This window comes from Mycoplasmopsis bovirhinis (assembly GCF_900660515.1).
Classification (GTDB): domain Bacteria; phylum Bacillota_I; class Bacilli_A; order Mycoplasmatales; family Metamycoplasmataceae; genus Mycoplasmopsis; species Mycoplasmopsis bovirhinis.
In genome coordinates this window covers 449,248-462,053 of sequence record NZ_LR214972.1, presented here as the reverse complement: position 1 = coordinate 462,053, position 12,806 = coordinate 449,248, and the positions used below count along the sequence as shown (strand labels likewise).

Below are 12,806 nucleotides of genomic sequence, written 5' to 3'. Positions count from 1 at the left end.
ATAATTTTATTTTAGAAATTATTTTTATTCGCATTGACAATAATAAACAAATTAAATCAAAATTTTATAGAAAGGAATTAAATGTCAACAACAAATCAGTTAGTTAATCATGGTCGTGTTTCTAAAACGAAGAAACAAAATGCACCGGCTTTATCGCTTACATATAACTCATTAATTAAAAAAGCTAAAAAAATGGCTTCACCATTTAAGCGTGGTGTATGTACCCGTGTTGCAACAATGACACCTAAAAAACCTAACTCAGCTTTACGTAAATATGCTCGTGTTAGATTATCAAACCAAATGGAAGTTACAGCTTACATTCCAGGAGAAGGACACAACTTACAAGAGCACTCTGTTGTGCTTATTCGTGGTGGTCGTGTTAAAGACTTACCTGGGGTTAGATACCATATCGTACGTGGAACCCAAGATGCAGCTGGTGTTGCAAAACGTAACCAAGGCCGTAGTTTATATGGTACTAAAAAAGCTAAATAATACTTTAAGTATAATTATTAATTAATTTCAATATAAAATTAAGGAGGACAAAATGTCAAGAAAAAAAACAGCACCAATCCGTGAAGTACTTGCAGATCCAGTTTTTAACTCAGTAGTAGTTACAAAATTAATTAACCAAATTATGCTTGACGGAAAAAAATCAATTGCTCAAGATATTTTATATTCAGCATTTGAACTTATTAAAGAAAAAACAAGTAGAGAACCAATGGAAGTGTTTTTAGAAGCAGTCGAAAACATTACACCGCAATTGGAAATACGTACTAGAAGAATTGGAGGAACAAACTACCAAGTACCTACTGAAGTTACTGCTCGTAGAAAACAAACATTAGCACTTAGATGATTAGTGCAATATGCAAGATTAAGAAACGAAAAAACAATGGATGTTCGTTTAGCAAATGAAATCATCGATGCATCAAAGAAAACAGGTGGAGCAATTAAAAAACGTGAAGACACCCATAAAATGGCTGAAGCTAACCGTGCATTTGCACACTTCAGATGATAGTCTTTTAGTTAAATTTAATTGATATCATGGCTAGAGATTACGATTTAAAAGATTACCGTAATATTGGTATTATGGCCCACATTGATGCAGGTAAAACTACCACAACAGAAAGAATTTTATTCCATACAGGTAAAATCCATAAAATTGGTGAAACACATGATGGTGTTTCGCAAATGGACTGAATGGAACAAGAAAAAGAAAGAGGTATTACTATTACTTCAGCAGCAACTACTGCTTTTTGAAAAGGTAAAAGAATTAATATTATTGATACCCCTGGACACGTTGATTTCACTGTTGAAGTTGAACGTTCATTACGTGTTTTAGATGGAGCCGTCGCTGTTTTAGATGCTCAATCTGGTGTTGAACCTCAAACCGAAACAGTTTGAAGACAAGCAACTAATTATAAAGTTCCACGTATTGTATACGTAAATAAAATGGATAAAGCAGGAGCTGATTTTGCTGCTTCTGTTGCATCTGTAAAACAAAGATTAGGTGGAAATGCAGTAGCAATTCAATGACCTATTGGAGCTGAATCGGACTTTAAAGGGGTTATTGATTTAGTTACAAGACAAGCTTTCACTTATAACGGAGAACCTCAAGAAGAAGAATTCCCAACAGCAATTCCTGCTGACCTAGAAGAAATTGTTGAAATCAAACGTCAAGAATTATTAGAAGCAGTTGCTGCTTTTGATGAAGAATTAATGATGCTTGTTTTAGAAGGACAAGAAGTTGAGGTTGAAGATTTTAAAGTTGCTATTAGAAAAGCAACTTTAACTTCAGAATTTTTCCCAGTAGTTTGTGGAACTTCATTTAAAAACAAAGGTGTTAAGAAAATGATTGATGCTGTTGTTGATTACTTACCTTCACCTTTAGATATTCCTGCAATTAAAGCACATGAAGGAGAAAATGAAGTTAGTGTTGAAGCTAGCGATGAAGGAAACTTTGCTGCTTTAGCTTTTAAAGTTATGAATGACCCTTTTGTTGGTTCATTGACCTTCTTCCGTGTATACCGCGGGGTATTAAACAAAGGAAGCTACGTATTTAACTCGACTAAGGGTGAAAAAGAACGTATTGGCCGTGTATTACAAATGCATGCTAACAGCCGTGTTGAAATTGATGAATGTCGTGCTGGAGATATTGCGGCAGCTGTTGGTCTTAAATACACAACAACTGGTGACACTTTAATTGATGAAAAATCACCAAAAATTGTTCTAGAAAGAATGGTATTCCCAGAACCAGTTATTTCACAAGCTTTAGAGCCTGAATCAAAAGCTGCTACTGAAAAACTTTCATTAGGATTACAAAAACTGGCAGCTGAAGATCCAACTTTTAGAACTTATACAGATGAAGAAACAGGTCAAACAATTATTGCTGGTATGGGTGAATTACACCTTGATATTATTGTAGACCGTCTAAAACGTGAATTTGGTGTTCAAGCTAAAGTTGGAGCTCCTCAAGTTTCATACCGTGAAACAATTACTAAAACAGCTGATGTCGAAGGAAAACACATTAAACAATCTGGTGGTAAAGGACAATACGGGCACGTATGACTTAAATTTGAACCTAACCCAGATGGTGGTTTTGAATTTGTGGATAAAATTGTTGGTGGTAAAATCCCTAAAGAATACATTAAATCAATCCAAAAAGGTCTTGAAGAAAAAATGGCAGCTGGTATTTTAGCTGGATATCAAATGATTGATATTAAAGCTACCTTATTTGATGGTTCATACCACGACGTCGACTCTTCGGAAATGGCTTACAAAATAGCTGCTTCTAAAGCTTTAACTAAAGCTAAAGATCAAATTGGAACAGTATTACTTGAACCAATTATGGATGTTTCAGTTGTTGTTCCTTCAGATCACATGGGAGATGTAATTGGTGATTTATCACGTCGTAGAGGGCTTGTTAATGACCAAGAACAAAGAAATGATGGAGCCGTTGTTGTTAGAGCACAGGTTCCGCTTTCTGAAATGTTTGGCTATTCAACAGAACTTAGATCTATGACTTCAGGTCGTGGAACTTACCAAATGCAATTTGATCATTACGAAAAAACACCTAAAAACATTTCTGATGAAATTATTAAAAGAAGAAACTTACAATCTAAAGACGAGGATTAATTCTTCGAATCAAAATATCTTGCTTTGCAAGATATTTTTTATTAATTAGTTAGACAACATAAAGTTTTCTTAGAAAAATATTTTAAATTGCTTTATTAATATCTATTTAATCTATATAATTAATATATAAAATTTAATAAAGGAATAATGAAATGAAACGAAGTAAATTCTTACTTATATCTACAAATTTAGTAGCAATTTCATCATTTGCAATGATATCATGTGCTAGTGTTGAAAAACCGCAAAAACCAGATCAACCATCTCCACAGCCACAGCCTGATCCATCCGAAATTGCAGTAAATAATTTTAAAACCGCTTATGCAGGAATTTTAAGCAAAAATAAAGATAATATTACCCTAGAAGATGAAAATAGTGTGAATGTTGCTTTAAATGCTTTTTCATTATTAGAGGACAATGTTAAACAATTACTTACTGCAGAAAAAAGTTTATTAGATGATTTGCTTGCTAAAATAGCAGAAATTAAGCAATCTCAAACTAATGAAACTAATTTACCAGGTGAAAATCTTGGAAGCCAAAAGCAGCCAAGCAACAATGATTCAGAGATAAATGATCCAGACACGGACAATGATAAAAATAATCAAAATAATAGTGGCCAAACATCTAGCAGCAAAGAACAAGAAAAAACACCGGTTGATGATCCAGGAACAACCCAACCAGAAAAATCACTTGAACAAGAAAAAGTAGTAATAAATAAATTTCTTCCAATAAGTGAAGGGGAAAGATATTTTTCTTCTTTAAACTCGCAAGAAAAGCAAAAAGAGTTAAATGAATTAAACTATATCTTATATGAAGATCTAAATAAAGTTGAACAAAAATCCTATAATGGTTTATCTTATTTAGAATATAAAGATAAAATAACTGGAATTATCTTTAAAGAATATAGTTATGGTTATAACCAAAGTGGCCCTTTATACTTACTTAATAAAGAAGGTCTTTTACTAATAGCCCATGAATTTAAGCGTAAAATACCATATGGTCAGGAAGTAAGGGATTTAGATTCTATTACTATTAATAACGTATCTGAAATAACTAGTCAATCTCTTGGTCTATATCGTCCACTTGAAAAAAGGATTTATGTTAACGGAACTAACCTAAATAATAAGGGCTTTTCATTATATGAAATGGTTGGTAGTTTAATGCAAACAATCTTTCATGAATATATGCACCATTGAGCCATGTCTTATGCTGAAACAGGGTTAATTGAAGGCAATAAATTAAATGTTACAGACCAAGAGGCAAAAGATATTAACCAAATGAAAACTACTGAACTTTATTATAATCCTGCAGCTAATTTTGGTCATCAAGGTCATTCGCATGGTCAAAGGCAATTTTGAAATTCTTATTTTGTAAGTAATTTTTATAATTTATTAAATTATGATGTATCTCAAAAGGGTTATCTAAGTGATGAAGTTTTAGATAAATTAAATATTAAGAACAAAGAGAATTTATTGTACAACAACTTATCAATCAATGATATGTGACGTTTGGCCAATGAATTAAATACACCAGAACATTTAAAAAATAAATCTCAAAGTCAAACTTTAAGTGTATCACCTAGTGGGGTGTATACTACAAGTATTAACAGGTTAAAATATACTTTTAGCATGACTGAATTAGTTCCTAGAGAATATACTAAGTATGCTTACGAATCATACTTTTCAATTAATGATCTTAATAAATCAGAACAAAGGCATGATGCAAGGCAAAGTACGGTTAATTGATTTGGACTTAGATACTATACTCAAAATCAAAATAATCAATGAATGGTGTTTTTTTATCCAAGTCATAATACCGAAGATTGATCACATACATATTTAAATAATTTTGATTCTTTAACTGCGAGATATTGGTTTGATAAATTGGGTAATGGCTTAGATAATCCAACTAAACATAATGTTGCAATTATGCCTAATTCAGTATTTGAAATAAATGAATTTAGATTTAAAAATGAAGGATCTGAAAGCGAAATAGGTGAATTAGCGCCAGAAAAAACTAGATCTCGATCAAAAGAATTTTATAAATTATTTTTAGATACCATGGGATATGGCAAAACTATTAGCCAAGTATTTTATCGCTCAGATGTAACAGATGGTCAACCAGGATATGGTGCAGGTGTAGTAGGTTGACCAGATAGGCTTAAATTCTCTGGCTTTATTGATGTAAATCATAAAGTTGATGGTTTAGTTATAAAGGATGCCAATGGTGAATATAAACATAGTTTATTAGAATATTCTAATAGTTTTAACTTCTTTGGTCTTCAAAACTTTGATCAAGGCGCTAATTTATATTCTGAAGATGATAAGGGAGAAAAAATAGTTACTCAGGACCGCCAAAAACAAATTAGCAATAGATTATACCCAAATAATATCGGATATAATAATTATTTAAGTTATATTACCAATGACTTCTTAGAAGTTAAAGAAAACTCAGAAGTATACCTTTGAACAGATCTAAATAAAGATGGTAAGGTTACAGAAAATGAGCTAAATTCATCACAAATAACCTTGCCAACTCAACGGCCCGTAACAAACCAAAGAAACACAAATCATAATGTTTCTAACTTTGATAAATTTATAATAAAAAATATTGATGGCAAAACTGTTATTAAAAAACTATAATTATATTTAACTTTAAAATATATTTATATAGTATAATAAAAGATAATTTTCAATATCAAGAAAGGGAAATATGAATTTTTGACATTATCGCAGAAATATAGCAGATTTTAGCAGTTCAAGGCCATTATTTTTATCATTTTTTGTACTCAGCTTATTTGTAATCTTATTTTTATACATTTACCTCAAAAGGGTATATAACTATTTCAATCAAGAAGGCAAAAAATTTATTTTCAAAACACTATCACTTGAAAATTTATTTGTGGCAATTGGTATTTTTACCACAATATATAATTTAATTCGCTTAGGTTTTTTAATTGGAATCGATTATCCTTATAAATGAGAATTATTCCCATTGCATTTATGTAGGTTTTTTAGTTTTACAATCCCTCTTTTATATATATTTAAAAAAGGTCCTAAAATTAATATGGTAAGTATTTTAGCTGTCTTTGGGGCGATATTTGGATTTTTATTTGCTGATTTAGGAGCAGATCCAGTTGCAACCCAAATTGACAGAGAATATAATAATCTTAAAGAAGGAACTAGAGAGTGAAACAATGCTGGTTTTAACTTAGGCTATGACAACGTTCTATTTTGAGATTTTATTTTTGCTCACTCATTTGTTTTAATTATGCCAGTATTTACCCATATTGTATATGGTCCAAAAGCAAAAATAAAATTAAGAAATTTTGTACAAGGGTCAGCCTTGATGCTTGGTATGTTAGTTTTAGTATTAATTGGTAATATCGTGTTATTCCAAGGAATTAAGAATTCTAATAATAGAGTTCAGATCCAATGGACATCTAATTGATTCTATTTAGGTGCTAAAGGAATTAATACTTTAGGTAAACTATCTAAATGACCATTTTCTCCAATTATCTTTGGGCTTGCTGGTGTATTAGTCAATATCCTTGGTTATATTTTTTATATGTTTATGTCAAGTATTGACTTTGAATTTAATAAATACTATATGCCTAATAAAGTAACACGTAAAAGATTTAAGGATGTTTGAAATGAACTAAAAACTCCTTGAAAAAAAGTTTTAAATTTTAGAATTGAGGAATAGGCAACAAGAACAATAAATACGCAGACAAAGAATATTCGGACATTTACGAATATTCTTTTTATATAATGAAAGAGTTTTATAACAAAAGTTAAGCTCAAAATGACCAAAGATTAATTTAAAAAATTAACATATTAAAACCTTACAAAAAAAGTTAACATCCAATGTTAATTTTTTTGTAAGGTTTTAATCATCAACGACTTTATTTTTTCTTTTTTCTTGTATAATTATTTGGATTTAAAGCCAAAATTAAACAATTCAAAAAAAATATTATTTTTACGGGCATAAATATGAAAATTAATAAAAATAAATTTAAAAAAATCTCAAAATATAGTGTATTTAACTTAGCTGTTTTTGCATTACCAATTAACTTTGGTTTTACTACCGTGCAGTTAAACACAAATTTATATACTAATGGATTATTAAATAATAGTAAAATTGAAGATGTAAATATTACTAATTCATTAATTTTAAGAAAATCAAAGGAACTAGAAACACAACAGATCAATTACGGGGTTAATAGATTTAACGTTTTTGGTTCGTTTTCAATTGATCTTGTTTAATCCTTGACCAAAACCTTGGATGAAATATTGGGAACCCAAATACCTATTAAATTTAAGATAATATCGGTGCATTATCAATTGCTCATGATAAAAAATTGCAAATAATTATTTATTTAAATTAATAGATAAATTTTTCCAAGAAAACAAAATTGAATATATAAAAATTTATAATTTTAATACTGGGGTTTACTTCGATGATTTTATAAAAGGGAGTTACCAAAAAACAAACATTGCGACAAAAAGCGTAAATGATAATAGATATAGACATACTGATTTTGAGAGTCAATGAGAAAATGATAGATTGTTCTCATTTGTTGTATTAGATAAAACTACTAGAACAAAGCATTTTAAAAAATATATTGATAAAAAAATAAATGTTGGAGTATTAGAACCTGGTGCGGCTGAAACACATTCTAAAGCTTTTGAATGAAACCGCAAGCATGGCAATCCAATTTGGTGAAGGAACCACTGGTTTTTCTATGAAAGTTGATCTTGCCATGCAACCCAGGTTTAGGAGTTAATTGCTGGGAAAAATATTAATTGGAAATGTCACATGCAAGTTTTTGCATGTGACATTTCCAATTAATAGATTTTCTAATTTTTACATGAGATAGTATTATTTATATACAAAATCCATATATAAATCATCAGGGCTAGTTGCATCACTTTTATCAATAATTAAAAAGTATGTTTTAAATCAATTATTGCTACCTACCGCAGTATTTGAAGCATAAATAGCATCATTGTGTAATATATAAAAATTATATTTATCATTATATGAAAATGAAATCTTTAATTTTTTTGCATCTTTATCAAAAATTAAGTCGTTTATATTTAACTTCTTTTCTCTATTGTCAGACCTAGCAAAAATTTGAGAATTATAGTTATTTAAAATTAATAAATCTTGTTTATTAAAATCAATATTATTTAGAAGCTCATTAAATTCGCTTGTAATTTGTGTTTTTTCAGAGTAGTAAGTAGGGTTTTTGGTTTGTAATAATTTTATAAAACCTTCTTCGCTTTTAATTAAATATGTTGTTTTAGTAATATTTTTAGTAATTCATTTAGGTGTTGAATTTGGATAGTTTGAATAATCAATATAATTAAAATAACTATAAGCAATTCCAGTTGCATCATAATATTTGCTTTCTTGATGCTCTGGATATAAAAGTTTATGTTGCTGATATTTTTGCTTATCTTCTTCAGTTACTCTGTCTAAATCAACTCAAAAAAGAATTGGGGAATAACCTTCCTTAGTTCACACTTTTTTAGTAGTATTTCAATATGTATGTACTCCAATGCGTGATAATCTGTTAATCTTTTCGCGCTCAATAAAATAAATGGATATGAGTGTTAATGGAATGGCAAGTAATCCAAAACCAAATAGACTATATTTTAAGATTCTTTTTTTGGTCTTCTGTAACATAAGTTATTGCCACTTCAACATTTTTGCGGGTTGTTTTATAAGTATAAGCTTCGAAAGTATATAACCCTGAATACGGAGCAACAAACTCAACAACTTCCGCGTTTCTATCACCATTAATTCCAGAGACAAGAACATTACCGTCTTTCGTCTTTACCATAAAATCAATATCAGTAGAGTCATTTGAACCATTATATAAAAATGCTAATGTAGCGCGAACTTTTTCGCCGGCACTAAAGTATACTTTTCTTGAGTTTTGCCCAACATCAGGATTTTTATCTGTTTTCTTTAAAACTATTAAAGAGCGCATTGCTTCTTGAATTTTATCATATTGAGGAATACCATAACCAGTTTCTGGTGTATATATGCTTTGTATTTCCTTTGGTCTTCTTGAACCACTAATTAATGCAGATTTAAAAATTATCGAGTCAGAACCTAAATCAAAATGTCACTTATATTTTTGTTTCAACATACCAGCAATTGTACTAATTACTGGAGCAGAAAAACTAGTTCCTATATTTGTATAGCCTCTTGTTACCCAGTTTCCATTATTATCTTTATATTTATTTCTATCTGTAAAACGATAATAACCACCAGGAGCTACAACAGAAATAAAGTTTTTATTATTTCCAATTTGACTATATCCTGATTTTTTCTCAAGATTATAATTATCAGTAGCTCCTATGATTATGCTATTTTTTGATAGTTGAACACCATCAATTTCTTTTTTTCCTTTGTCAAAACCATTACCAGCGGAAAATATATTAATTAATTCAGGATTATTAAATATTAAATTATCCAAATAATTATATAAACCTCTATTTCAGGCAAGTCCTGTCGAATCTAATGACCAACTATTATTTACAATGTTAGTATGCCCTAACAAGTAATTTAATTCACCCGTAATACCGGTCCAAAATAAATTTAATTCTACAGAAATAATACCAAGTGTTTGATTAATTCCCTTTTTTCCTGCTATCAATTCAGCAACCTGAGTAGCATGCCTAGATCAACTTTCATAATAAAACAGTTCATTACGCCAAGAAACACCGTTTCCATATTTTTTATTTCAAGTAAAAGCATCAGAATCTGTTTCGACAACTCCGCCAGATTCTAGTACACCAATATTTACTTTGCTATTAATATAATTATTAAAGTGTTCCTTACGAGTTTTTTTATCTAAACCTAAAAAAGAAAAAAGCCATTCATTATCATATTCATGCTCAAAATGAGAGTAATCTTGCCTAGGACTAACATATGCTTGGCCTTTGGTAATTTTTCCATTTTCTTTTTGTATCTTAAAATTATCATAATATGTATTTGTATTAAAAGAATAAATATTAGTGTACTCAATATTATTATCTTTGAAAAAATTAAGTACCAGGTCATTTAATTTATTGTTATCGATGCTTTTTATATATGCAATTGATAAAACACCACTAAATTCATGATATAATATAGGAACATCTTTTCCTGTATTATGATTAATAAATTTAGTTATTTTATCCAATTGTGTTTGTGTTAAACGCACAAAGATTTCAAGGCGATTAGCTCCCAAATTAATAGTTCTACCTTCATCAGATTCCTCGGCCTGTGCTTTAACATACGCACTATTTAAATTTATATATTGGATTTTTTTATTATTATTTTCCGCTATTAACAGCTTGTTTGAACTTACACTCACTAGCGGTAAAATCGTTAGCACACTAGTAGCACCAAAAAATATATTTCTAACTTTTTTAAACATAAAACCTCTTTAAAACCTAGTTAGCATTAATAATTATTAGTATAAATTATTCAACTAACTAATATTCATTTTTTCTTTTTTTTGGTAGATCTTTTCACTCGAAAATAGTGAAGTAATACCTTACAGACTAAAAAAATTTTGTTATTTCCTTATATAAAAATTATAATACTATTTTAAAAATTTAAAAATCTTTATGAGAACATGTCTAATGTGTCCAATGACAACTATTTAGGCCCATATGTAAATCCCTACGAAAATGAACTAATTTAATTAAAATATGGTATAAATTATTTATGAGAATCAAACATAACATAGATAAGTAAAAAATATTAATTGGAAATGTCACATGCAAAAAACTTGCATGTGACATTTCCAATTAATAAGTTTATATTATTGGTGATTTTTTAAAAACTATTCCTATAGCTATAACTAGCTCGCAAGACTATGATAAGTTTAAAGAAGAACTAAATAAATATGGAACTGAAGACGAAGATGTCTCAAGTGTTTTTGGTTTTAAAACCGATTATACTCATGAAGATTTTATTAATAAACGTAAAAATGAAAGTGTAGTTACAACCACATCTATAAACATTGATAACAATCCAAGATTTAATTTAGGAGTTGCTTTTGATTACAGGGGTTCTGACAACTATCATTTGTATAATTTAGTCGGACTTTCAAAAGACATAATTTTCTCACATTTCAAAGAATACGTAAATAAGAAGCCAATTAAAGTTGGTATTTTAGAGGCTAAAGGTGTAATTAATAATGATTTATCACCTTTTTACTGGAACAAAAAATATGGAAATGGAGCTCACTGGAGAAATGAATTTTTCTATACAGAATCATATAGCAATCATGCTAATAATGTGGGTGAAATTTTAGTTGGACAAAAGGGAATAAATCCCACTGCTACTTTATGAAGTGTTGAATTAAACACACGTTGAAATGGACTAGCTGGGGAAATGAATTTTTTTCCTAGGACAAGGTGTAAAAATAGTAAACAACAGTTGAGGTGTATTTGATCCAAAAAATAATAAGGAAAGTCAAGTATATAATAATGATTCACATTATTTTGATGAATTAATTAAGTCAAAGCCAGAACTTGTTAATTTCATATCAGCTGGTAATAATTTTGAAACTTGAAAAAAAGATGGAAAACTTATAGAGGCTTATGAGCCATTAGCAGGCATTGCTTTATCTAAAAATAGTATAGTTATTGGTGCTATTAATAATGACTATTTACAAACTAAAACAAATTATAGTCAAATAGGTAGCGATAAAAATTATATAACCGCCGTTACATCTGGTGGATCTTATAATTTTTCAACTAGAACCGACGATGACTTCTTTTCAGGAAGCGGTACAAGTTTTTCAACTCCAGTCATTACTGCTTTAACATCAATGGTTATACAAAGAAATCCATATTGATTTAATTTAGGGCATGATTCAATAATTGCTAAATCTGCAATAATTTCAGGTTCTGTAAAACCAAGATACACAAATGCTGTTTATACAAATGAAACAGGGTTTGGAATACCTCAGTTTGAATTTGTAGATCAAGCTGTTAAAAATCTTAAATACCATAAAAAAACGGGACCTAAATTTACTACAAACCATAGCATCTATTTAAATAAAGGAGATACAATTAGAGCAAATATTTCATGATTAGCAGAAGTAAAAAATAAGCAAAATATAGTTGATTTTGATTTAAAAGTTTACGATCCAAGTAATACTTTATTAACATCTTCTATTTTAGGAGAGAGAAACACTGAAACAGTAGAATTTACAGCTCAAAAAAAGCGGATATTATAATTTTAATCTTTTAAGATATGATAGCAATGATATAAAAAGGGATTTAGCATTTACTTATGCAATTAAAAGACCAAAAAACTAAATTTAAAAGATTATTTTATTCTTTAATTATTCCTTGTTTTACTCTTATTCCAATATCAGCTATTTCATGTTCTAATTTAACAAGCGACCCTTACTCCTCTGAATCAAAAACTGATGATGGTCAAAGACTTGTGAGATTTCATTATCCTAACAGGTCTGTGCATATAGATAGTGCTTTGTGATCTAGTGTTAATTATGATAGATTAGTCGAAAGTTCATCTTTTGATGACGCTTTTAAAAATGAACATGCAGAAGTTATAAAAAAGCATAATGATGCTTATAATAAATATCTAAACCTATAACAAATTATGACGAAAAAGATAGAGCCCAAAAGAGCGCAAAGTTA

General features: G+C 29.3%; 12 protein-coding genes. 10 read left to right on the top strand and 2 right to left on the bottom strand.

Annotated features, from left to right (window positions below):
* Positions 1-81 precede the first annotated feature (81 nt).
* From rpsL to EXC44_RS01900, 7 genes are all read left to right on the top strand, one after another.
* Positions 82-492, top strand: a complete 411-nt coding sequence (gene rpsL, locus EXC44_RS01930) for a 30S ribosomal protein S12 (protein WP_099309117.1) — start codon at positions 82-84, stop codon at positions 490-492.
* 52 nt (positions 493-544) lie between these two features.
* On the top strand, positions 545-1,015 hold the full coding sequence (rpsG, locus tag EXC44_RS01925) for a 30S ribosomal protein S7 (RefSeq protein WP_129621476.1): 471 nt from the start codon (positions 545-547) through the stop codon (positions 1,013-1,015).
* Between the two features lie 26 nt (positions 1,016-1,041).
* Positions 1,042-3,132, top strand: a complete 2,091-nt coding sequence (gene fusA / locus EXC44_RS01920; RefSeq protein WP_129621474.1) for an elongation factor G — start codon at positions 1,042-1,044, stop codon at positions 3,130-3,132.
* A gap of 152 nt (positions 3,133-3,284) precedes the next feature.
* Positions 3,285-5,771, top strand: a complete 2,487-nt coding sequence (locus EXC44_RS01915) for an MYPU_1760 family metalloprotease (protein WP_129621472.1) — start codon at positions 3,285-3,287, stop codon at positions 5,769-5,771.
* A 70-nt stretch (positions 5,772-5,841) separates the two neighbouring features.
* Positions 5,842-6,834: a TMEM164 family acyltransferase gene (locus EXC44_RS01910; protein WP_129621470.1), complete on the top strand. Its 993-nt coding sequence runs from the start codon at positions 5,842-5,844 to the stop codon at positions 6,832-6,834.
* Between the two features lie 287 nt (positions 6,835-7,121).
* The gene (locus EXC44_RS01905; protein WP_120160532.1) at positions 7,122-7,394 is read left to right on the top strand and encodes a hypothetical protein; all 273 of its coding nucleotides are present in this window, start codon (positions 7,122-7,124) and stop codon (positions 7,392-7,394) included.
* A 301-nt stretch (positions 7,395-7,695) separates the two neighbouring features.
* Positions 7,696-7,908, top strand: coding sequence for a hypothetical protein (locus tag EXC44_RS01900; RefSeq protein WP_129621468.1), 213 nt, complete (start codon positions 7,696-7,698; stop codon positions 7,906-7,908).
* Positions 7,909-8,010: 102 nt separating this feature from the next.
* On the opposite strand, the gene EXC44_RS01895 is transcribed toward EXC44_RS01900, so the two are convergent.
* On the bottom strand, positions 8,011-8,820 hold the full coding sequence (locus EXC44_RS01895) for a hypothetical protein (RefSeq protein WP_120160527.1): 810 nt from the start codon (positions 8,818-8,820) through the stop codon (positions 8,011-8,013).
* Complete coding sequence (locus tag EXC44_RS01890) at positions 8,783-10,564, bottom strand: S8 family serine peptidase (RefSeq protein ID WP_129621466.1); 1,782 nt, start codon at positions 10,562-10,564, stop codon at positions 8,783-8,785. The genes EXC44_RS01895 and EXC44_RS01890 overlap by 38 nt, the downstream gene beginning before the upstream one ends.
* 656 nt (positions 10,565-11,220) lie before the next feature.
* Between EXC44_RS01890 and EXC44_RS01885 the strand changes: the two genes are divergently transcribed.
* From EXC44_RS01885 to EXC44_RS01875, 3 genes are read left to right on the top strand one after another with little or no spacing between them, the layout of a single operon-like run.
* The gene (locus EXC44_RS01885; RefSeq protein ID WP_129621464.1) at positions 11,221-11,601 is read left to right on the top strand and encodes a hypothetical protein; all 381 of its coding nucleotides are present in this window, start codon (positions 11,221-11,223) and stop codon (positions 11,599-11,601) included.
* Entirely contained in the window at positions 11,522-12,379 is an 858-nt protein-coding gene (locus tag EXC44_RS01880) for a S8 family serine peptidase (protein WP_129621462.1), read from the top strand. Before EXC44_RS01885 ends, EXC44_RS01880 begins: the two co-directional genes overlap by 80 nt.
* A gap of 56 nt (positions 12,380-12,435) precedes the next feature.
* Positions 12,436-12,762 carry a hypothetical protein gene (locus EXC44_RS01875; RefSeq protein WP_129621460.1) on the top strand — a complete coding sequence of 109 codons (327 nt, stop codon included), beginning with the start codon at positions 12,436-12,438 and terminating at the stop codon, positions 12,760-12,762.
* Positions 12,763-12,806: the final 44 nt, after the last annotated feature.